The following is a 20,579-nucleotide window of genomic DNA, read 5'->3' as shown; positions in this document are numbered from 1 at the left end:
TTCGAAAATATCGAACGATCCCTTCGATATGTTGGTCTGGATTTCTGGCTGCCCACTGCCAAACATGGGCGATGCGTACGCCCTCGCAAGCAGGGCGGCCACGGGAGCCCCCAGGAGGACCAGAATGAGCGCCGTCGACGTCGACACTGCGATCGATCTCGCCAACAAGACAAGCGGATCCGACGAGATTTCGCGACGGCTCGAGGCGCTGCCCACGTCCGGCTACGTCTGGCGGCTGGTGATCCTGCTCTCGCTCGGCGGCTGCTTCGAAATCTACGATCTGTTCTTCACCGGCTATATCGCGCCGGGCCTCGCCCGGAGCGGGTTGATGACCACGACGACGCAGGCGTTCTTCGGCTTCTCCGGCATCGGCGCCTTCGTCGCGGCGACCTTTGCGGGCCTGTTCATCGGCACTTTCTGCCTCGGCTTCCTAGCCGATCGTTTCGGGCGCAAGGCGGTCTTCACCTGGTCGCTGCTGTTCTACACCGCGGCATCGGTGATCATGGCGTGCCAGACCACACCGGGCGGCCTGCTGCTGTGGCGCTTCATCGCCGGGATCGGGATCGGCATCGAGGTCATCACTATCGACGCCTATATCACCGAGCTGGTGCCGAGCTGGATGCGCGGCCGGGCGTTTGCGATCAACCAGGCGGTGATGCTGTCGGCAGTGCCGATCGTCGCCGCGCTGTCGTGGTGGCTGGTGCCGCTCTCGCCGCACGGCATCGACGGCTGGCGCTGGGTGGTGCTGATCGGCGCCGCCGCCAGCACGATCATCTGGGTGCTGCGGCTCTACGTTCCGGAAAGCCCGCTCTGGCTGGCCCGCCATGGCCGCACCGCTGAGGCCGAGAGGATCATGCGGACGCTCGAGGCCGCATCGCCGACGGCTGCGCCGCGTCCTGCCCCCGCGGTCGCAACCGCACCAGTTCGTGCGCCGGTCGAGACCGGCTATGCCGACCTGTTCAGGCCGCCCTACGTCTCGCTGGTCGTGCTGTTCATGATCTTCAATCTCTGCCAGGCGTTCGGCGTCTACGGCTTCTCCAACTGGGTGCCGGCGCTGCTGGTGCAAAAGGGCATCAACGTCACCAAGAGCCTGCAATATTCCTTCATCATCGCCTTCGCCTATCCACTCGCGCCGCTCCTGGCCGCAACCTTCGCCGACCGCTTCGAGCGCAAATGGATCATCTGCGGCGCGGCTGCCGCGATCTCGGTGTTCGGCCTCGCTTTCTCGCAGCTCACCGAGCCGGTGCTGCTGATCGCCAGCGGCGTGCTGGTGACGGGAGCCAACATGACGCTGTCCTACGCCTATCACGCCTACCAGACCGAGGTGTTCCCGACCGCGATCCGGGCGCGCGCCGCGGGCCTCGTCTATTCGATGAGCCGGCTCAGCGCGACCTTCTCCGGCTTCATCGTGGCGTTCATGCTGAAGGAGGCCGGCGCCGGCGGGGTATTCGGCCTGATCACCGCGGCGATGGTCATCGTGATCATTGCTATCGGTGTCTGGGGACCGAACGTCCGCGGCAGGCCGCTCGACGCCTAGAGCATTTCACTCGAAAACGCTCGCACCGCGGCACAAACGGCACTTGCCGAAGCCATATTGGGTGTCTACCTCTCGCGGGTCATTTGTGCAGAGGTAACCCAGTCATGTTAGCCGCCGCCGTCAAGGCGCTTTCGCAAATCCTGTCGCCGCCGATGCGCTCGATCCTGTGGCGCTCGATCGGGCTTGCGCTGGTGCTGATCACCGTGCTGGCGATCGGATTGCAGCGGCTGCTGAGCTGGTTTGCCGACACAGGCGAGGTCTGGGCCGAAGGCATGCTCGGCCCCAACTTCCATTCCACGCTGCACGTGCTGTCCTGGATCGTCTCGATCTCGGCGGGCCTTGGCGTCGTGCTCGGCGGCATCTTCCTGATGCCCGCGATCACCTCGCTGGTGGCGAGCCTGTTTGTCGACGACGTCGCCGACCATGTCGAGCGCGAGCATTATCCGGCCGACCATCCCGGCGTGGCGCTGCCGGTCACGCTCGCGACGATCGAGGGCGTCAAGACCGCGCTGCTGACGATCCTGGTCTACCTCGTCGCGCTGCCGTTCGTGCTGTTCGCGGGCGCAGGCTTCATCATCTTCTTCATCGCGACCGCCTGGCTGCTCGGCCGCGAATATTTCGAGCTTGCGGCGATGCGGTTCCGCTCACCCGATGACGCCAAGGCGATGCGCAAGGAGAACGCGGCGACAGTCTTTACCGCGGGCCTGTTCATCGCGGCCTTCGTCTCGATCCCGATCGTCAATCTGGCGACGCCGCTGTTCGGCATGGCCTTCATGGTGCACATGTACAAGCGGCTGTCAGGCCCGCGGCGCGAGCTGATCGAGCCGGCGCGGCGAACCAACGTGTCCTCGGTCTAGAGCTTTTCCCGTTCCGATGGAATCGGAACGGGCTCTAGATTCTTGTTTTGACGCGTTTTCTTCACGCGAACCGGTATCCACTTCGCTCGAAAACGCTCTAGGTGGTATCCGGAAGCGCCGGCAGCGATGCCGGTACCCGATCGCTTGCGAAGGGCACGAGCAGCAGTCCGACGATCGCCACGCAGGCGAGCATCGCCCATGCCTCGTTGACGGTGAGTGCGAGCGACGCTCGTTCGACCAACGGCCGGATGAACGCCACCGTCGCGTCGTCCGGCAGACCCGGCGGGCGATCGATCAGCAACTTCGGATCGAGCCCGATCGCCTGCGCCGCGGTGACATCCCCCGCCAGCAGGCGCACGCGGAAATCCTCGCCATAGATCGGGCTTCGCGCATAGAGGATGGTATCGATCAGGGCGATCCCGATCGCGCCGCCCAGATTGCGCATCAGGTTGAACAGTCCGCTGGCGTCGGCAATTTCCGCCTCCGGCAGGGCGCCCAGTGCAATGCGCGTCGGCGGCAGCAGGCAGAACATGATCGCGACGCCGCGCACGACCTGCGGCCAGAACATCTCGGCAAAATCCGCCGTACGCGGCTGAATGGCGCTCCAGCCGAGGCCGAGCGCGAACAAGGCGAAGCCCGCGCCGGTCAGCCGCCGCGCGCCGATGCGGCTTTCGAGGATCGCCGCAAGCGGCGCCGCGACGAGCTGCGCAACTCCCGTGACCAGCATGACGGTGCCGATCTCGAAAGCGTCATGGCGGCGGACGAAACCGAGGAATACCGGCATCAGATAGGTCGATCCATACAGGCCAATGCCGAGGCAAAAGCTCAGTCCGCAACCGATCGCGAACGGACGCCGCTTGAAAAGCGTCAATTGCGCGATCGGATAGGCCGCGCGGAGCGTGCGCCGGATCAGCAGCGCCATCCCGGTAATGCTTCCGATCAGCAGGCCGAGACAAGGCATCGCGGCCCAACCGCGTTGCGGCGCTTCCTTCAGACCGATCATGAAGCTTGCGAGCGTCGCCGCGAGCAGGACAAGCGACCATTTATCCAGTCTGGCAAACGCGCGAAGCTGCACGCCTTCCTTCGGAAGCAGCAACGGCGTGACCACGGCTGCCACCGCTCCCGGAACCAGATTGACCAGGAACAGCCATGGCCACGACCAGGTCTGCGTGATCCAGCCGCCGACGACGGGTCCAACGGTCGGCGCGAGCACCGCGACGACGCCGCCGATCGTGGTGGCCACCGGATGAAGCCGCGCCGGGAACAGCGTGAACACGGCGGAGAACACCGCGGGGATCAGGACGCCGCCGGAAAATCCCTGCAGCACGCGAAACGCCAGCAGCGCCGCAAAACCGCCGCTGAGGGCGCAGCCGACCGACGCGACGGTGAACAGGCTCACGGCAAGCGCGAACAGCCATCGCAACGACAGCGCATGCGTGAACAGGCCGGTCAGCGGGATCGCGATCACTTCCGCGATCAGATAGGCGGTCTGAATCCAGCTCATCGCCGCCGGCGAGATCGCAAGCGCGCGCTGGATCGTCGGCAACGAGGTTGCGACGACCTGGATATCGAGAATCGCCATGAACATGCCGAAGCACATCAGGAGGAAGCCGGCCCAGGTTGCAGCCGATGGGCCGTCGGTTCGGTGATCCGCCCCCTTGCTCATGGCGTGCTTGCGCGTGGCCAGTCGGAGACGGAGAGCGCGCGGTTCTCGACCCGAATCCGGAGCGCAAGCATCGCGAGATTGACGAGGGTAAAGATCAGCGCCAATCGCGGCAGGTGCAGCGCGAGGGGTAGCAGCGCGATTTCACCAACCACGACGGCGTAGTTTGGATGCGGGAAATATCGGTACGGCCCGGATGCGATCAGCGGCGCGCCCGGCAGCACGACGATTCGCGTGGTCCATCGCGGCCCGAGCGCGGCGAGGATCCACACCCGCAAGCCTTGCAGCACTAGGAAACCCGCCAGCGCGGCCAGATTGACGTCCTGGTTGCGGCCCCAGATCCACAGCGCGGTCAGCCAGCCGGCGTGAACCAGGACAATGAGCGGGTAGTGATTGGCGCCGACCTCGACCGCGCCTTGCGCGAGAAGCCGCTCGGTGTTGCGACGTGACAGCACGAGCTCGCCGAGACGCTGCAGCGTGACCAGCGCGAGGATGACCGACGCGAAGCTCACGCCGCGTGCCTGAGCGCAACGCAGCTGAGCGTGAAGCCCGGCCCGAGCGCCGTGAGCAGCGAGCGCGGCGGCAATCCCTTGGCGCAGGCTCGCTCCAGAACAAAGAGAACCGTCGGGCCCGACATGTTGCCGCAAGCCGCGATGACGTCGCGTTCGTGATCGAGCGTGCCCTGATCGAGAGAGAGTGCCCGCTCCAGCGCGGCGATGACCTTGGCGCCGCCGGGATGGCAGAGGAAGCGGTCGACGTCATTGGCCGTCAGCTGCATCCGCGCGAGGATTTCGGCGATGGCCGGACCAACATGGTTGCGGACGAAATCCGGAATGGTTCGCTGAAAGACCACGCCGAATCCCTCCGGATCGACCGTCCAGCCCATGATGTCGAGCGTATCCGGCCACAGCTTTTCGCCCGTCGCCTCGATCCGCGTCGCACCACCGTCCCCGGCTCGCAGCACGATCGCGGCCGCGCCATCGCCGAACAGGCTGGCCGCAACGATATTTGCCTTGGTGAGCTCGTCGTGCCGGACCGCGAGCGTGCAGAGCTCGAGCGCAACCAGCAGCACGTTCGCTCCCGGCCGCGCTTCGGCCAGCCGCGCCGCGATCGACAGGCCGGACACACCGCCCGCGCAGCCGAGGCCGAACACCGGCACGCGCGACACATCCGTCCGCAGACCGAGCTTGCCGGCGACGCGCGCCTCCAGCGACGGCGTGGCTATTCCCGTCGAGCACACCGTGACCACGATATCGATGTCCCCGCCGGTCAGGTCGGCGCGCGCAATCGCCTTGCGGGCCACGTCGACGTACAATGTCTCCGCGCCCTCGAGAAACGCCCGCGTTCGCTCCGGCCAGCCGCGCCGTTCGAGATACCATTCGATCGGCTTGACGCCGTAGCGATGCTGGATACCGGTGTTGGCGAACAGGCTGGAGAGCGTCTCGAATTCGGCGTAGCGGTCGGCGAGGAGATTGCGCGCGGCCTGCAGGACCTGTCCCTGATGGAATAGATGCGGTGGAACCGCCGTCGCCAGGGAAACAAGCGCGGCCGTCTGCTTCATTTCGATCATCGTGGCTCCATTTCCCCCGCTCTTGGAACCGCGCGATGAGCAAAATATTTCAACACGCCTGCGACATAGCGCGAGCGCCGCATTCACTATAAATTGACCCGGCATAAATTGACCCGGCGGCGATATCCGCGCCTTCCTCGCAAATCAGGAAGCGGCGGCGCCCAGCCTGCGCATCACGTTCTTCACGAAGCCAAGCGGTGCCGGCGACAACGGGCCCTGCGGCGCGCGCGTGATGAAGGCGACCAGGACCAGCGCTAGGATCGCAAGCCAGAAGCACAGCCAGAAGCCGTCGATATAGGCGAGCGTGTTGGCCTCGCGCTGCACCAGCGCCGCCAGCGTGCCGACGGCGCGCCCCGTCGCTGTCCCGATGCCGTGGCCGGAAAATTCACCTGCCAGCCGCTTGAGCAGGTTCACGACGTCGATATCGCCGTTCTGCACATGCTGTCCGAGGTAGTTGGAATGGATCTGCTCGCGGACCCGCAGCCAGGTGACCATCAGCGCGACGCCGATCTCGGCGCCGCCAAGGCGCATGATCTGGATATAGGCCGTGAACGCCGTCGCCCGCGACGGATCGGAATTCGACAGCGCCATGATGATGATCGGCAGCAGCGTGAACGCCTGCCCGATCGACGTGAGCAGGACGATGCCGACAAAATCCTCGCGCGCCCAGACATGGCTCAGCTGCGTGCCCCAGAGATTGGCCGCCGCGAATGCCGAGAAGCCGAGCACCACGACGATACGCGGATCGAAGTGGCGCAGCAGCAAAATCGAGATCGGCACCAGCACGAACATCGGCAGCGCGCCGTAGGTGAACAGCAGCACGCCCGACTGCTCCGGCCGCAGCGCGCCGATAGTGCCGAGGAAGTTCGGCACCAGCGACGAATTCGACAGGCTGGTCAGCGTGTACAGCAGGATGACGATCAGCGAGAGCCCGATATTGCGCGAGAACAGCACGTTGAAATGCGCCCAGGGCCGGCGCGCAACCATCTCGTTGATCATGAAGGCGATGATCAACAGCCCGCCGCCGATCAGAAGCGCCATCACCGTGCCCGACGAGAGCCAGTCCAGCCGGTTGCCCTGATCCAGTCCGGCATAGACCATCGACACCCCGGCGCCGAGCAGCAGCATGCCGCCCCAATCGGCATGGTGCAGCAGGTCGCGGTTGACCGGCTCGTTCGGCGTGCCGAGATACACCATCAGCCCCATCAGCGGCGCGATCACCACGCCTTGCCAATACAGCCACTGCCAGCCGAGATGCTCGACATAGAAGCCGACCAGCGAGCTCGACGAATCGAGCGCGAAGCCGACGCGGATCGAATACATCGCGATCGCCGGCAGCCACCATCGGATCGGCAAATTGCGCAGGATGATCATCAGCGTCGCCGGCACGAAGGTGCCGAGCAGCATGCCGTGGGCGATGCTGAGCGTGATCAGCATGGTGTAGTCGCGCACGAACGGGATGGTCAGCGAGACCACCGCATAGACCAGGCTCGGAATGCCGAGCACCCGGCGCAGGCCGAACACGGTGGCAAGCCAGGCCACCGCAGGCGCGACGAAGATCTGCGAGCCGATCGCAGCCGTCGAGAGCCAGGCGCCCTCGTCGAAGCTGAGCGAGAACGCACCGCGCAAATCGGGCAGGCCGACCGAGGTCAGGCGGCTGTCGAAATTCGCCAGGAACGCGCCGAGCAGCACGGCGACGACCGCGAACAGCGGATAGCGCGCGACGTCGCCGCGCGAGACCGGACCACGGTCGCGGTCGTCACTTTCCGCCATTGGCGACCGCCTCGCCGGTGTCGATCCGCGTGACGACCGACATGCCCGGCAGCAGGCGCTCGAGCAATGGCTGGCCCTTGTCGAACTGGATACGCACCGGAATGCGCTGCACCACCTTGGTGAAATTGCCGGTGGCGTTATCGGGCGGCAGCAGCGCGAATTGCGATCCGCTCGCCGGCGCGATGCGCTCGACGATGCCGCGCAGCTTCTGGCCCGCGAACGTATCCACGGTCACCTCGACCGGCTGGCCCGGCTTGACGTTGGTCAGCTGGGTCTCCTTGTAGTTGGCGATCACATAGACGTTCGGCAGCGGCACGACATTGATCAGATTAGCGCCGATGTTGACGTAGTCGCCTGGCTGCACCTGGCGTTCGCCGGTGACGCCGTCGAACGGCGCGACGATCTTCGTATAGCCAAGCTTGAGCTTGGCCGATGCCAGCAGCGCCTTGGCGGCGTCGAGGTCGGCGGCACGCTGCTTCTTGGTGCCCTGCAAGACCTCGAGCTGATGGCGCTGCGCCGCTATCACCGCGCGGCTGGCGCGCACGTCGGCCTCCGCCTTGGCGTAGGATGCGGTCGCCTGCTCGAGCCGCTGCCGCGTGCCGGCGTCGGTTTGCGACAACGACTGCTGACGCTCTTCCTCCTGGCGTGCCAGGGTCTGCTGCGCCTCTGCAGACAGCCGTGCAGCCTCGGCCTGCGCGATGGTCGCATATTGCAGCTCGACCTGGTTGTTGAGGTTGTCGAGCACGGCCTGGGCACCGACCACGCCGGCCTCGGCCTGCGCCACCTGCGCCTGATAGTCGGCCGGATCGATCTGCACCAGGAGATCGCCGGCCTTGACGCGCTGGAAATCGGAGACGGCGACGGTGAGCACCTCGCCCGACACGCGGCTGGAGAGCTGGGTCAATTCGGCGCGCACATAGGCATCATTGGTGGTCTGGATCGTGGCGCTGCCGACCCAGGCATCCCAGCGACTGGTCGCCACCGCGATGAACACCAGCGCAATGAGCACGGCAAACAGCGGAATCGCGAAACGGCTCCAGAAGCCGCTTGCTACTGATTGCGGCTTGGCCGGTGCTGCCGTTACAGCAGGCGCGGTCTGGCTGGCGGGTGACGGACCACCTTCAACCTGCTCTGCCACACCTCACTCCCTCAATCACGCACCGGAACAGCCGACAAACCTTCGCGCGAACCGGTATCCACTTCGCTCGAAAACGCTCTGATAGCACATGATGGCGATCATGCCTCAGACGGTCTTTTCCGGCCATCGGCAGAGATCGTTGATCAGGCATACGTCGCAACGTGGACCACGGGCGAGGCAGGTGTAGCGGCCATGCAGGATCAGCCAGTGATGGGCGTGCAGCATGAACTCGGTCGGGATCACCTTTTCCAATCCCAGCTCGACTTCGAGCGGCGTCTTGCCGGGCGCGAGCCCGGTGCGGTTGCCGACGCGAAACACATGGGTGTCGACCGCCATCGTGTGCTCGCCGAATGCCATGTTGAGCACGACATTCGCGGTCTTGCGGCCGGCGCCGGGCAGCGACTCGATCTCGGCGCGCGTGCGTGGCACCTCGCCGCCGAACTCGGCGATCAGCTTCTGCGAGAGCGCGATGACGTTCCTCGCCTTGTTGCGATAGAGCCCGATGGTCTTGATGTAGTCGCGCACTCTGTCTTCGCCGAGCTCAAGCATCTTCTCCGGCGTGTCGGCGACCGCGAACAGCGCTCGCGTCGCCTTGTTGACGCCGGCATCGGTCGCCTGCGCCGACAGCACCACCGCAACCAGCAGCGTGTAGGGGTTGAGGTGCTCGAGCTCGCCCTTGGGCTCGGGATTGGCTTTGCGGAACCGGTCGAAAGCCTCGTAGACCTCCTCCGATGTCCATGGCTTGGGCTTTGCGGTTCGCTTGGCGGCCTTCTTGGCCGCCTTCTTTGCCCCGGGTTTGGGCAGCAGCGTTGCCGCTTTCGCGGCTTTCTTCTTCGGTGCGGAGCGAACGCTTGACGTGCTGGCGCGTTGAGAGCGGATGATTTTGGCCATGAACCGGATATACTGATACGTCATGACCGCAGGCAACGACTTTGATCCGGGCGAAGACCTCATGGCCGATGACCTTGCGGCTGATGCCGCTGAGGCCGAGCCCAAACTGTTCTCGGCATTGCTGACGCCGCACCGCTCGCTGAATCGCACCGGCTTTATCGTGCTGATGTCGTTCGTCACCGCGGTCAGCTTCATCGCCGGCGCAGTGTTCTGGTGGCTCGGCGCCTGGCCGATCTTCGGCTTCTTCGGCCTCGACGCGCTGGTGATCTATTGGGCGTTCAAGGTCAATTTCCGCACCGCCAAGGCGAGCGAGGAAATCACTGTCACGCCGTCGGAACTGCGGTTGCGCAGGATCAGCCATCGCGGTCATGTGGCGGAATGGGTGCTCAATCCGCTCTGGGTGCGGTTCGAACAGATCTCGCATGAGGAGTTCGGCATCGAGCGACTCTATCTGGTCTCCCGGGGTCGCCGGGTCAGCGTTGGCAGCTTCCTGGGACCGGACGAAAAGGCCAGTTTTTCCAAAGCCTTGACGGCGGCGCTCAACGCCGCGAAACGCGGTCCGACTTACAACCCCATCGCCTAGGTCTTGTTTGAGCATGATCTTTTCGGAAAACCGGTCTCCACTTTTCCGGATCATGCTTTGTCAGAAATCGGGTGGTTTGGACGCGCCATGGCTCCTAAATCAGACACCATGATGACACTCGCCATACACGACCAGCGCCTGGCCAAGCCAGGCCTCCAGAGCGCCGCGCTGCGCGACTATGACTCGGTTCGGCGCGCCATCGCCTTCATCTCGGAGCATTGGCGCACACAGCCGACCATCGAGGCGATGGCCGATGCCGCCGCCGTCACGCCGGATGAGCTGCACCATCTGTTCCGCCGCTGGGCCGGGCTGACGCCGAAGGCCTTCATGCAGGCGCTGACCCTGGACCACGCCAAGAACCTCTTGCGCGATTCCGCCAGCGTGCTCGACGCGGCACTCGACTCCGGCCTGTCAGGGCCGGGACGGCTGCACGACCTGTTCGTCACGCATGAGGCGATGTCGCCGGGCGAATGGAAGACCGGCGGCGGCGGCATGACGCTGCGCTACGGCTTCCACCCCTCGCCGTTCGGCACCGCGATCGTGATCGCAACGGATCGCGGGCTCGCGGGGCTTGCCTTCGCCGACCACGGCGACGAGCAGACCGCATTCGCCGACATGAAGCGGCGCTGGCCGAACGCGACCTATGTCGAGGACACCGACGGCACCACCGCATTGGCGCAGCGCGTGTTCGATACAAGGTTGTGGCGGGCGGACCAGCCGCTGCGCGTCGTCTTGATCGGCACCGACTTCGAGGTGCGGGTGTGGGAGACGCTGCTCAAGGTCCCGATGGGCCGCGCGGTCAGCTATTCCGACATCGCCTGCAAGATCAACAGCCCGAAGGCCTCACGCGCGGTCGGCGCGGCAGTCGGCCGCAATCCGGTGTCGTTCGTGGTGCCCTGCCATCGCGCACTCGGCAAGAGCGGCGCGCTGACCGGCTATCACTGGGGCATCACCCGCAAGCAGGCGATGCTGGGCTGGGAAGCGGGACAAGTGGGATTGCACTAAGCAACCGTTACCCGTCACCCTGAGGAGCGCGAAGCGCGTCTCGAAGGGTCGACGGCCACCAGCCGGGCCGTGCATCCTTCGAGACGCGCTTCGCGCTCCTCAGGATGACGGGTTGAGCGGTTGAGCGTTGTTTAGCCTGCCAGATCGACCTTCGATGCAACGGTGGAATCGGCATTGAGCCGATAGATCACCGGCGCGCCGGTCGCGAGCTCGCGCTTGAGGATCTGCTCCGGCGTCAGCTTCTCCAGCACCATGATCAGCGCGCGCAGCGAATTGCCGTGGGCGGCGATCAGCGTGCGCTGGCCGCGCAGCACGCCGGGCAGGATCTCCTGCACGTAATAGGGCAGCGTGCGCGCCAGCGTATCCTTCAGGCTTTCGCCGCCGGGCGGCGGCACGTCGTAGGAACGGCGCCAGATCAGGACCTGATCCTCGCCCCACTTCTTGCGGGCGTCGTCCTTGTTGAGGCCGGAGAGCTCGCCGTAATCGCGCTCGTTGAGCGCGAGGTTCTTCGTGGTCGGCAAACCGGTCTGGCCGATCTGCTCCAGCATCAGCTTCAGCGTGTGCTGGGCACGGATGAGATCGGAGGTGAACGCGACATCAAACGACAGGCCCTGCGCCTTCAGCTTGCGGCCGGCCTCCTTGGCTTCGTTGACGCCTTGCTCGGTGAGATCCGGGTCCTTCCACCCGGTGAACAGGTTCTTCAGATTCCAGTCGCTCTGACCGTGACGAACGAGCACAAGAAGACGATCACTCATTTCAGATTCCGTTTTCGCTTAGCTGGATTTCCGTCGAGCGGCGTCAGTCGCTCAACCCGAGGACGTCGGCCATCGAATACATGCCGGGCTTCTTGCCATGCGCCCACAGCGCCGCCTTCAGCGCGCCCTGCGCGAACAGCGCGCGATCTTCCGCATGGTGCGAGAGCGTGATGCGCTCGGAGGGGCCGGCAAAGATCACGCTGTGATCGCCGGCCGCAGTGCCGCCGCGCAACGAGGCAAAGCCGATATCGCCCGCGCGTCGCGCGCCGGTGAGACCATCGCGACCGCGCGCCGAATGCTGGTCGAGCGCGATTCCGCGTCCCGCGGCCGCAGCTTCACCGAGCATCAAGGCGGTGCCCGACGGCGCATCGATCTTGGACTTGTGGTGCATCTCGAGAATTTCGATGTCAAAACTCTGGTCGAGCGATTGCGCGACTCGCTTGACGAGCGCGGCGAGCAGATTGACACCGAGGCTCATATTGCCTGATTTCACCACGATGGCGCGGTTGGTCACGCTGCGGATCACCGCATCGTCGGACGGCGACATGCCGGTGGTGCCGATGACGTGAACGAGGCCGCGCTCGGCCGCGATCGCGACATTGGCGATGGTCGCGGCCGGCACGGTGAAATCCAGGATGCCGTCGGCGCCGGCCGACATCGACCACAGATCGGCCGACAGCTTGACGTCATTGGCGGGGAGGCCGGCGAGCACGCCGGCATCCTTGCCGAGCAGCTCCGAGCCCGGCGCTTCCAGCGCACCGACCAGCACCGCCCCCGGGGTCTCGGAAATCACCCGCGTCAGCGTGCGGCCCATCCGGCCGCCGGCTCCCGCAACAATCAGACGCATGTCAGCCATGGCTCACCTCTCCACGCGATATAGCGAGCCAAGGCTGTTCCGGCAACCGAACCGGCCACCCGCGATCAGGGCTACGGGCTGTCGTGCCCCTCAATGATGATGAGGTCGGCAATCGAATGCGGCTGCCGCACCTTGACGTTGGCCTGGTATTCCGGCGACTGGTAGCAAGCGAGCGCGGTCGCGTAATCGGGGAATTCGATCACGACGTTGCGCGAGCGGCTCTGGCCCTCCACGCCGGTGAACTTGCCACCGCGCACAATGAACTTGCCGCCGAATTTCTGGAAGATGGCAGGATTGGCCGCCATGTAGGGCTTGTAGCCCTCCTCATTGTGAACGTCGACGCGTCCAATCCAGTATCCCTTCGCCATCTCTGTTCTCCCTCTTGTTGTTCAGGCAAGCGCCTGGGCGATCTCGGTGTGAATGGCTTCGGCTGCGGCCTTCGGATCGGCGGCTTCCAGCACCGGACGTCCGACCACCAGATAGTCGGCGCCGGCGGCGATGGCGCGGGCCGGCGTCATGATACGCTTCTGGTCGCCGGTCGCCGAGCCCGCCGGGCGAATGCCCGGCGTCACCAGGTTCATCTGATCGCCGACGATCTTGCGCAAGGCGGCGGCCTCCTCGGGCGAGCTGACGAGGCCGTCGACACCAAGCGCCTGCGCCTGTTTGGCGCGCGCTTCGACGAGATCGGAGACGTTGAGGCGATAGCCCGCCGCATGCAGGTCGGTGTCGTCGTAGGAGGTCAGCACCGTCACCGCGAGGATTTTCAGGCCGGAGCCGGCGCGGGCCTCGACCGCTGCCTTCATGGTCTGCGGGTAGGCATGCACGGTGAGAAAGGTTGCGCCGAGCCCGGCGACGCTTTCGACCCCACGCGCGACGGTGTTGCCGATGTCGTGCAGTTTCAGATCGAGGAAGACCTTCTTGCCGCTGCCTGCAAGCTGCGTCGCCAGCGAAAGGCCGCCGGCATAACCGAGCTGATAGCCGATCTTGTAGAAGGTGACGGCATCGCCGAGCCGGTCGATCATCGCCTCGGCGCTGGCGACGGACGGCAGATCGAGCGCCACGATCAACCGGTCTCTTGGAGCGATCCTGGCTGGCTGCATGTCACCTCACATCATGCGTTGGGAATGGTCGATCAGCTGCCGCACCAGCGCGCGCATCGTGTCGATGTCGGCCTGGTGCTTCAGATGATCCATATCGTCGTAGGCCTGCTCGGCGAATGACAGCGCGAGCTGGTTCGGGATCACGGTGGCGTGGCACGCCGTCAGGATCAGCCGCAGCGCAGCCAGCGCGCGGGTGCCGCCGAGCCGGTTGCCGGATGCGGCTGAAATCGCGAACGCGCGGCCGTGGAACACCTGACCTCGCACCTCATGCGGATCCTGCACGCGGCTCACCCAGTCGATCGTGTTCTTCACCAGCGCCGGCACCGAGGAATTGTATTCCGGCGTCACGATCAGCACGCCATGATGGGCGCCGATCATCCGCTTCAGATTCACGGCATGCTGCGGCACGCCGGATTTCGCCTGCAGGTCGCCGTCATAGATCGGCAGCGGAAAATCGCCGAGCGAGATGCGGGTGACGTCGGCGCCGGATTGCGCCAGTTCGTACGCCAGCACGGCGGCGAGCTTCGCATTGAGCGAGCCTGACCGAAGCGATCCGGGGATCACGAGGATTTTCAGCGCGGACATTTTGAAATCGCAGGTATTCGTCGCACGCCCGGCGCGACGGGCGCTGGGTGGTTAGCCCTTGCGATACACCCAGACCCGCGCGGGCGGAAGGTTCATCCAGATCCGCTCGGAGGCCTCTGTGGACACGCCCGGCAGCGACTTCGGAATCGGAGGCACCACCGAATAGGTGAACTGAATGAACGGCGCGCCGGGTGCGAGCGCCAGGAAGGCGTCACGGACCAGCCTCAGGCGGGTCAGCATCGGCTTGGTGACGAGCGGCAGGCCGGAGACCACGGCTGAGGCGGGAGATTTAAGTACCTCCCACAGCGTATCGCGCAGCGTATAGGCATCCCCCTGGACGACCCTGGCGTGCGGATAGCGTTCGCGCAGCAAGGCGCAGAAGCCGGGATTGTATTCGACCAGGACGAGACGCTTTTGATCGACGCCGTGCTCGATCAACGCGTTGGTGATCGCCCCGGTGCCGGGTCCAAGTTCGACGACCGGCCCCTCGGCGTCGGGATCGACATATTGCGCCATGGTGCGGGCGAGCAGCCGTCCGGACGGCATCACCGCGCCCATATGCAGCGGCTTCTCCATCCATGAACGGAGAAATCGAACCTCGTCGTCGAGACGGAGGGGCTTCTTCGACGCACGCACGGACGATTGCAAAGGCATGTCGCTACCAGGCGGGGACCGCACAATCGAGCGGTTGTCAGAAAACAGTCACAAAGACGTATAGGTCGAAGTCGTTACGGTCAAGCATAACGACTGCGGCTAGACGGAGCGATTGCCAAAGAAGTCCTTGACCTTAGAGAAGAAACCCGCGGCCTCCGGCTGGGTTGCGCCGGACGACAGCTTTTCGAACTCCATCAGCAGTTCTTGCTGCTTCTTGGTCAGATTCTGCGGCGTTTCGACCACGACCTGGACATACATGTCGCCGGTCTGGCGCGAACGGAGCACCGGCATACCCTTTGATGCGATGCGGAATCGCCGGCTGGACTGGGTGCCGGCCGGCACCTTCACCTTGGTCTTGCCCTTGTCGATGGTCGGCACTTCGAATTCGCCACCGAGCGCTGCGGTCACCATCGAGATCGGCACGCGGCAATGCAGGTCGGCGCCGTCGCGCTGGAAGAACTGGTGCGTGGTCAGCGACAGGAAGATGTAGAGGTCACCCGGCGGTCCGCCGCGGACACCGGCCTCGCCTTCGCCGGCGAGACGAATCCGGGTGCCGTCCTCGACGCCCGGGGGAATGTTGACCGAAAGCGTGCGCTCGCGCGTCACCCGGCCGGAACCGGCGCAGGAGGTGCAGGCATCCTCGATCATCTGGCCGCGACCCTGACAGCCGGGGCAGGTCCGCTCCAGCGTGAAGAAGCCCTGGGCCTGCCGGACACGGCCGGCGCCGCCGCAATGCGAGCAGGTCTTCGGCTTGGTGCCGGCCTTGGCGCCGGTGCCCGAGCAGGATTCGCAGGTGACCGAGACCGGGATCTCGATCTGCGCGGTCTTGCCCTGGAAGGCCTCCTCGAGCGTGATCTCCATGTTGTAGCGCAGGTCGGCGCCGCGCTCGCGGCCGCCGCCGCGACGCTGCCCGGCCATGCCGAACAGGTCCTCGAAGATGTCGGAGAAGGATGAGGCGAAGCCGGCGCCGAAGCCGGGGCCGCCACCGCCCATGCCCTGCTCGAAAGCGGCATGGCCGAAGCGGTCATAGGCGGCGCGCTTGTCGCCGTCCTTCAGGACCTCATAGGCTTCGTTGATTTCCTTGAACCGGATTTCGCTGTTGGCGTCGCCCGGATTCTTGTCCGGATGCCACTTCATTGCGAGCTTGCGGAAAGCCGATTTGAGCTTGGTCTCGTCCGCGTTCCGCTCAACCTCGAGGGTCTCGTAATAGCAGCGCTTGGTGGACATCCTTCAATTCCGTCCGAAGTTCATCGCGATCGCCAAAGATTGCGCTGAGGATCGCGTCAAGGATTGCGCCTGTCTGGAAGATGCAGCGATCGCCTTAAAGAAAAATGACCCCCACTCCTCCGAGACGCGGCGCGTGCTCATTGGTGTGAGGGTCATGATCGCAAATCCGCTTAAGCAGACTTCTTGCTGTTCTTGTCGTCATCGACCTCGGTAAACTCCGCGTCGACAACGTCATCCTTGGCAGCGTCCTTGGCCGCATCGGCCTCGGCCTGCTGCTTGTACATGGCTTCGCCGAGTTTCATCGAAGCCTGCGCCAGCGTGTTGGTCTTGGCCTTGATCGCCTCGGCGTCGTCGCCCTTCAGCGCTTCCTTGAGGTCGCTGACGGCGTCTTCGATCGCGCGGCGCTCGGTGTCGGCGATCTTCGAACCGTGTTCGGCCAGAGCCTTCTCGGTCGAGTGAACCAGACCGTCGGCATGGTTCTTGGCGTCGACAGCCTCGCGGCGCTTCTTGTCCTCGGCCGCGTTGACCTCGGCGTCCTTGACCATCTTGTCGATGTCGGCCTCGGACAGACCGCCGGATGCCTGGATCCGGATCTGCTGTTCCTTGCCGGTCGCCTTGTCCTTGGCCGAGACGTTGACGATGCCGTTGGCGTCGATGTCGAAGGTCACCTCGATCTGCGGCATGCCGCGCGGAGCCGGCGGAATGCCCATCAGGTCGAACTGGCCGAGCATCTTGTTGTCGGCCGCCATTTCACGCTCGCCCTGGAAGACGCGGATGGTGACGGCGCCCTGATTGTCTTCGGCGGTCGAGAACACCTGGCTCTTCTTGGTCGGGATCGTGGTGTTGCGGTCGATGATGCGGGTGAACACGCCGCCCAGCGTCTCGATGCCCAGCGACAGCGGGGTCACGTCGAGCAGCAGCACGTCCTTGACGTCGCCCTGCAGCACGCCGGCCTGGATCGCAGCGCCGATCGCGACGACCTCGTCGGGATTGACGCCCTTGTGCGGCTCCTTGCCGAAGAACTGCTTCACGACTTCCTGGATCTTCGGCATGCGGGTCATGCCGCCGACCAGCACCACTTCGCCGATCTCGCCGGCGGTCAGGCCGGCATCCTTCAGCGCCTTGCGGCACGGCTCGATGGTCTTCTCGACGAGGTCGGCCACCAGCGCCTCGAACTTGGCGCGGGTCAGCTTCATCGTCAGATGCTTCGGACCGGTCTGGTCAGCCGTGATGAACGGCAGGTTGATTTCGGTCTGCGTGGTCGACGACAGCTCGATCTTGGCCTTTTCCGCAGCCTCCTTCAGGCGCTGCAAGGCAAGCTTGTCGTTGCGCAGGTTGATGCCCTGCTCCTTCTGGAATTCATCGGCGAGATAGCCGACCAGGCGCATGTCGAAATCTTCACCGCCGAGGAAGGTGTCGCCGTTGGTCGACTTCACCTCGAACACGCCGTCGCCGATCTCGAGGATCGAGACGTCGAAGGTGCCGCCGCCGAGGTCGTACACGGCGATCGTGCCCGACTTCGACTTGTCGAGACCGTAGGCGAGCGCGGCAGCCGTCGGCTCGTTGATGATGCGCAGCACTTCGAGGCCGGCAATCTTGCCGGCGTCCTTGGTGGCCTGACGCTGCGCGTCGTTGAAATAGGCGGGAACCGTGATGACGGCCTGCTCGACCTTCTGGCCGAGATGCGCCTCAGCGGTCTCCTTCATCTTCTGCAGGATGAAGGCCGAGACCTGCGAGGGCGAATAGGTCTTGCCATCGGCTTCGACCCAGGCGTCGCCGTTCGATGCCTTGACGATCTTGTAGGGAACGAGCTTCTTGTCCTTCTCGACCATCGGGTCGTCATAGCGGCGGCCAATGAGGCGCTTCACCGCAAAGAACGTACGCTCGGGATTGGTCACCGCCTGGCGCTTCGCCGGCTGGCCGACGAGGCGCTCGCCATCGTCAGTGAAGGCAACGATCGACGGCGTCGTCCGCATACCCTCGGCATTCTCGATCACCTTGGCGTTCTTGCCATCCATTACGGCGACGCACGAATTCGTGGTGCCGAGGTCGATCCCAATGACCTTACCCATGGTTTTGATATCCTCTTTGCTACGGCAGGTTGGTTGGGCCCTGACGGCGCTCCGTACCGAACCCCCAGACGTTCACATACTCGCGATATTGCGACGGTGAGCCTGATATAGGAGAGAGGGTCCTGCCCGCAAGGACTGGACGCAACGTTGAGGCCTGAAAAGACTGACGTTTGAAAGATTGTGTCAGCCCGGCTGCAGCGCCGGTTCAAGCCCGGTCCAAGTTAACAAATCGGCAATGATGCCGCCCGCCGTCGACCGCGAACATCCGCTACACGACGTCCGCGCTGTTGAGTGAATACTCACAAACGTCGTATGCGGGAGCGGCGCACAGGCCGAGGGCGCGCTGTTTGGCCGCTGGCGGCCGATCGTCGGAAACGTCGGGAAACTGGAAAGTGCCAGCCAATCGGGACGAAAAGCCCATGGAATCGGGCCTGCAGGCCCGGAGCGGGGCTTTGGTGGCCTGTTGCAGGGTCATCAAAACCGCTAAAAGCGGTCCGACTGAAAGAGGCCATCCAGCCCTGCACCGGCCCCGTTGCGCGGCCACCAAGCAAAACCGGTAGATCCCCATGACGCCTTTTCGACTTCTCGTTGCGGTTGCCTTGCTGCTTGCTGCCACCTGTCGTGGCTTTGCCGCCGACGTGGTGTTTCCGCCGGGCGCGCATGTCGGGATGAAGCCGCTGGTGGGTCTCAACCGCGCCAAGTCGTTCATCGGCTTCGAGACCGAGGACCAGGGCGTGAAGGTCTTGATCGCCGATCTGCCCGCGGACGCCTACAACGAGGTCGTGAGCGCCTTCAAGGCCAACCCGGCCGGTAGCGGAAACATCAAGCCGGAGAGCCTCGAGACGCCGGCCGGCCTTGCCTATTACACCGTGGAGAGCGCGCGTGACGGCACCACCAATGTGCGGCGCTATTCGATGATCCTGCCGGGACCGACCTTCTCAGGCTATGTCGCGGTGCAGGTGCCGGAGAACGCGAGCAAGATCTACACCGACGACGCCGTGCGGCAGATGTTCGCCACCGCCCAGATCCGCAACGAGGTGCCGGTCGACGAACAGCTCGGCATGATGCCGTTCAAGGTCACCGAGCTCAGCAGCTTCAAGAATGTCCGCATGCTGGCGCCGGGCGCGGCGCTGCTGATGGCCGACGGCGACGACAGGGGCCTTGAGACCAAGCCCTTCATGCTGCTTGGCATCATCGGCTCGGCCCCGGCCACACCGGATGATCGCGGCCGCTTCGCGCAGCAGATCGCCACCACGATCCCCGGCGTGCGCGACGGGCGGATCACCATGTCCGAACCGATCCGGATCGACGGCCAGCCCGGCTTCGAGACGCGGATCGACGCGGTCAGCGGCAAGGACAACACCCCGGTGACCATCGTGCAGTGGCTGCGGTTCGGCGCGCAAACATCGATGCGCATCATCGGCAGCTCCCCGCGCACCGATTGGGAGAAGGCCTTCCCGCGCTTCCGCGCGGTGCGCGACGGCATCCAGCCGCGCGGCTGACAGGCCCGCCGAAAAATCGGACTTTCGCAGCTCCACGAACGGAACTAGCCTCCTCGCACGGTTATCGGAGCGAGGAGGGGCGCGATGTTGGATCGACGACAGGTCGTTGCAGGACTCGGTACGCTGGCGCTTGCCGCGCTGGTTCCAAAACATCTCTGGGCGGCTGCGATCAAGCCCGACGATAGCTCCGCGCTGCTCGTGATCGACGTCCAGAACTGCTTCCTGCCCGGCGGCAGCCTCGCGGTGAAGGACGGCGAGCAGGTGGTGCCGGTGATCAACCGGATCGCCAGGAGCTTTGCCAATGTGGTGATGACGCAGGACTGGCACACGCCCGGACACATCTCCTTTGCCTCGACCCATTCCGGCAAGAAGCCGTTCGAGACCGTCGACCTTGCCTATGGCAAGCAGGTGCTGTGGCCCGACCACTGCGTCCAGGGTACCGATGGCGCTTCGCTGTCGAAGGATCTCGCGATCCCGCAGGCCGAGCTGATCATCCGCAAGGGTTTTCACAAGGACGTCGACAGCTACTCCGCCTTCACCGAGGCCGACGGCAAGACCACCACCGGGCTCGCCGCCTATCTGAAGGCGCGCAACGTCGAACGGGTTTTCGTGGCCGGGCTGGCCACCGACTTCTGCGTCGCATGGACCGCGCTCGATGCGCGCAAGGCCGGCTTCGAGACCTATGTGGTGGAAGATGCCTGCCGCGGCATCGACACCCAGGGATCGCTCGCCAAGGCCTGGGACGACATGGCCAAGGCCGGCGTCAAGCGCATCCAGTCCTCGGACATCGCGTAAGACGCAGCCTCGCGAG

20 protein-coding genes are annotated in these 20,579 nt (G+C 64.8%); 6 read left to right on the top strand and 14 right to left on the bottom strand.

The features are described 5' to 3' along the window. Positions 1–124 precede the first annotated feature (124 nt). Positions 125–1,537 carry an MFS transporter gene (locus tag JEY66_RS00330; protein WP_018269307.1) on the top strand — a complete coding sequence of 471 codons (1,413 nt, stop codon included), beginning with the start codon at positions 125–127 and terminating at the stop codon, positions 1,535–1,537. A gap of 104 nt (positions 1,538–1,641) precedes the next feature. Further along, positions 1,642–2,394 (top strand): sulfate transporter family protein, encoded by a 753-nt coding sequence (locus JEY66_RS00325; RefSeq protein ID WP_016841521.1) that lies wholly within the window; start codon positions 1,642–1,644, stop codon positions 2,392–2,394. A 97-nt stretch (positions 2,395–2,491) separates the two neighbouring features. Here JEY66_RS00325 and JEY66_RS00320 read toward each other — a convergent pair whose 3' ends face one another. The 6 genes from JEY66_RS00320 to nth form a co-directional block, all read right to left on the bottom strand. After that, complete coding sequence (locus tag JEY66_RS00320) at positions 2,492–3,994, bottom strand: DHA2 family efflux MFS transporter permease subunit (protein ID WP_016841520.1); 1,503 nt, start codon at positions 3,992–3,994, stop codon at positions 2,492–2,494. A gap of 62 nt (positions 3,995–4,056) precedes the next feature. Continuing rightward, positions 4,057–4,569: an isoprenylcysteine carboxyl methyltransferase family protein gene (locus JEY66_RS00315; protein ID WP_016841519.1), complete on the bottom strand. Its 513-nt coding sequence runs from the start codon at positions 4,567–4,569 to the stop codon at positions 4,057–4,059. Next, the gene (locus JEY66_RS00310) at positions 4,566–5,618 is read right to left on the bottom strand and encodes a type III polyketide synthase (RefSeq protein ID WP_026192047.1); all 1,053 of its coding nucleotides are present in this window, start codon (positions 5,616–5,618) and stop codon (positions 4,566–4,568) included. Before JEY66_RS00310 ends, JEY66_RS00315 begins: the two co-directional genes overlap by 4 nt. A 153-nt stretch (positions 5,619–5,771) precedes the next feature. Continuing rightward, positions 5,772–7,400 carry an MFS transporter gene (locus JEY66_RS00305; protein WP_016841517.1) on the bottom strand — a complete coding sequence of 543 codons (1,629 nt, stop codon included), beginning with the start codon at positions 7,398–7,400 and terminating at the stop codon, positions 5,772–5,774. After that, positions 7,387–8,538, bottom strand: coding sequence for an HlyD family secretion protein (locus JEY66_RS00300; protein ID WP_038374062.1), 1,152 nt, complete (start codon positions 8,536–8,538; stop codon positions 7,387–7,389). The genes JEY66_RS00305 and JEY66_RS00300 overlap by 14 nt, the downstream gene beginning before the upstream one ends. 105 nt (positions 8,539–8,643) lie before the next feature. Beyond that, positions 8,644–9,429, bottom strand: a complete 786-nt coding sequence (nth, locus tag JEY66_RS00295; protein WP_026192048.1) for an endonuclease III — start codon at positions 9,427–9,429, stop codon at positions 8,644–8,646. A gap of 22 nt (positions 9,430–9,451) precedes the next feature. On the opposite strand from nth, the gene JEY66_RS00290 reads away from it, so the two are divergent. Further along, a complete protein-coding gene (locus JEY66_RS00290) occupies positions 9,452–10,012 on the top strand; it encodes a DUF2244 domain-containing protein (RefSeq protein WP_016841514.1) in 561 nt (186 codons plus the stop codon). Positions 10,013–10,120: 108 nt separating this feature from the next. Beyond that, entirely contained in the window at positions 10,121–11,017 is an 897-nt protein-coding gene (locus JEY66_RS00285) for a methylated-DNA--[protein]-cysteine S-methyltransferase (RefSeq protein WP_016841513.1), read from the top strand. A 131-nt stretch (positions 11,018–11,148) separates the two neighbouring features. Here the strand turns inward: JEY66_RS00285 and JEY66_RS00280 are convergent, their stop codons facing one another. The 8 genes from JEY66_RS00280 to dnaK all read right to left on the bottom strand — a co-directional run bounded on the left by JEY66_RS00280 (position 11,149) and on the right by dnaK (position 18,266). Beyond that, positions 11,149–11,772: a 2,3-bisphosphoglycerate-dependent phosphoglycerate mutase gene (locus JEY66_RS00280; protein WP_026192050.1), complete on the bottom strand. Its 624-nt coding sequence runs from the start codon at positions 11,770–11,772 to the stop codon at positions 11,149–11,151. A gap of 43 nt (positions 11,773–11,815) precedes the next feature. Further along, positions 11,816–12,628, bottom strand: a complete 813-nt coding sequence (dapB, locus tag JEY66_RS00275; protein WP_016841511.1) for a 4-hydroxy-tetrahydrodipicolinate reductase — start codon at positions 12,626–12,628, stop codon at positions 11,816–11,818. 71 nt (positions 12,629–12,699) lie between these two features. Next, complete coding sequence (locus tag JEY66_RS00270) at positions 12,700–12,996, bottom strand: DUF1330 domain-containing protein (protein ID WP_016841510.1); 297 nt, start codon at positions 12,994–12,996, stop codon at positions 12,700–12,702. A 21-nt stretch (positions 12,997–13,017) separates the two neighbouring features. After that, positions 13,018–13,728: an orotidine-5'-phosphate decarboxylase gene (pyrF, locus tag JEY66_RS00265; protein WP_026192051.1), complete on the bottom strand. Its 711-nt coding sequence runs from the start codon at positions 13,726–13,728 to the stop codon at positions 13,018–13,020. Between the two features lie 6 nt (positions 13,729–13,734). Further along, positions 13,735–14,313 carry an NADPH-dependent FMN reductase gene (locus JEY66_RS00260; RefSeq protein WP_016841508.1) on the bottom strand — a complete coding sequence of 193 codons (579 nt, stop codon included), beginning with the start codon at positions 14,311–14,313 and terminating at the stop codon, positions 13,735–13,737. Positions 14,314–14,364: 51 nt separating this feature from the next. Further along, positions 14,365–14,967 (bottom strand): class I SAM-dependent methyltransferase, encoded by a 603-nt coding sequence (locus JEY66_RS00255; RefSeq protein WP_026192052.1) that lies wholly within the window; start codon positions 14,965–14,967, stop codon positions 14,365–14,367. A gap of 99 nt (positions 14,968–15,066) precedes the next feature. Further along, positions 15,067–16,194: a molecular chaperone DnaJ gene (gene dnaJ / locus JEY66_RS00250; RefSeq protein WP_018269310.1), complete on the bottom strand. Its 1,128-nt coding sequence runs from the start codon at positions 16,192–16,194 to the stop codon at positions 15,067–15,069. 170 nt (positions 16,195–16,364) lie between these two features. Further along, positions 16,365–18,266, bottom strand: a complete 1,902-nt coding sequence (gene dnaK, locus JEY66_RS00245) for a molecular chaperone DnaK (protein WP_026192053.1) — start codon at positions 18,264–18,266, stop codon at positions 16,365–16,367. Between the two features lie 566 nt (positions 18,267–18,832). Between dnaK and JEY66_RS00240 the strand changes: the two genes are divergently transcribed. Together JEY66_RS00240 and pncA are read left to right on the top strand one after the other, a co-directional pair. Beyond that, a complete protein-coding gene (locus tag JEY66_RS00240; protein WP_016841503.1) occupies positions 18,833–19,768 on the top strand; it encodes a hypothetical protein in 936 nt (311 codons plus the stop codon). An 84-nt stretch (positions 19,769–19,852) separates the two neighbouring features. Then, the gene (pncA, locus tag JEY66_RS00235; protein ID WP_016841502.1) at positions 19,853–20,563 is read left to right on the top strand and encodes a bifunctional nicotinamidase/pyrazinamidase; all 711 of its coding nucleotides are present in this window, start codon (positions 19,853–19,855) and stop codon (positions 20,561–20,563) included. Positions 20,564–20,579: the final 16 nt, after the last annotated feature.

The organism is Bradyrhizobium elkanii USDA 76, from assembly GCF_023278185.1.
Classification (GTDB): Bacteria; Pseudomonadota; Alphaproteobacteria; order Rhizobiales; family Xanthobacteraceae; genus Bradyrhizobium; species Bradyrhizobium elkanii.
Note: the sequence above shows the minus strand (reverse complement) of the source record. Positions and strands in the feature narration are given on the sequence as shown.

Coding starts and splice junctions, on each gene's coding strand:
- nth (WP_026192048.1), bottom strand. CDS start 9,429: ATGGCCAAAATCATCCGCTCTCAACGCGCCAGCACGTCAAGCGTTCGC.
- JEY66_RS00280 (WP_026192050.1), bottom strand. CDS start 11,772: ATGAGTGATCGTCTTCTTGTGCTCGTTCGTCACGGTCAGAGCGACTGG.
- JEY66_RS00325 (WP_016841521.1), top strand. CDS start 1,642: ATGTTAGCCGCCGCCGTCAAGGCGCTTTCGCAAATCCTGTCGCCGCCG.
- JEY66_RS00285 (WP_016841513.1), top strand. CDS start 10,121: ATGATGACACTCGCCATACACGACCAGCGCCTGGCCAAGCCAGGCCTC.
- JEY66_RS00260 (WP_016841508.1), bottom strand. CDS start 14,313: ATGTCCGCGCTGAAAATCCTCGTGATCCCCGGATCGCTTCGGTCAGGC.
- JEY66_RS00240 (WP_016841503.1), top strand. CDS start 18,833: ATGACGCCTTTTCGACTTCTCGTTGCGGTTGCCTTGCTGCTTGCTGCC.
- JEY66_RS00290 (WP_016841514.1), top strand. CDS start 9,452: ATGACCGCAGGCAACGACTTTGATCCGGGCGAAGACCTCATGGCCGAT.
- pyrF (WP_026192051.1), bottom strand. CDS start 13,728: ATGCAGCCAGCCAGGATCGCTCCAAGAGACCGGTTGATCGTGGCGCTC.
- JEY66_RS00255 (WP_026192052.1), bottom strand. CDS start 14,967: ATGCCTTTGCAATCGTCCGTGCGTGCGTCGAAGAAGCCCCTCCGTCTC.
- JEY66_RS00320 (WP_016841520.1), bottom strand. CDS start 3,994: ATGTGCTTCGGCATGTTCATGGCGATTCTCGATATCCAGGTCGTCGCA.
- JEY66_RS00305 (WP_016841517.1), bottom strand. CDS start 7,400: ATGGCGGAAAGTGACGACCGCGACCGTGGTCCGGTCTCGCGCGGCGAC.
- JEY66_RS00330 (WP_018269307.1), top strand. CDS start 125: ATGAGCGCCGTCGACGTCGACACTGCGATCGATCTCGCCAACAAGACA.
- dnaJ (WP_018269310.1), bottom strand. CDS start 16,194: ATGTCCACCAAGCGCTGCTATTACGAGACCCTCGAGGTTGAGCGGAAC.
- JEY66_RS00310 (WP_026192047.1), bottom strand. CDS start 5,618: ATGAAGCAGACGGCCGCGCTTGTTTCCCTGGCGACGGCGGTTCCACCG.
- dapB (WP_016841511.1), bottom strand. CDS start 12,628: ATGGCTGACATGCGTCTGATTGTTGCGGGAGCCGGCGGCCGGATGGGC.
- pncA (WP_016841502.1), top strand. CDS start 19,853: ATGTTGGATCGACGACAGGTCGTTGCAGGACTCGGTACGCTGGCGCTT.
- JEY66_RS00270 (WP_016841510.1), bottom strand. CDS start 12,996: ATGGCGAAGGGATACTGGATTGGACGCGTCGACGTTCACAATGAGGAG.
- dnaK (WP_026192053.1), bottom strand. CDS start 18,266: ATGGGTAAGGTCATTGGGATCGACCTCGGCACCACGAATTCGTGCGTC.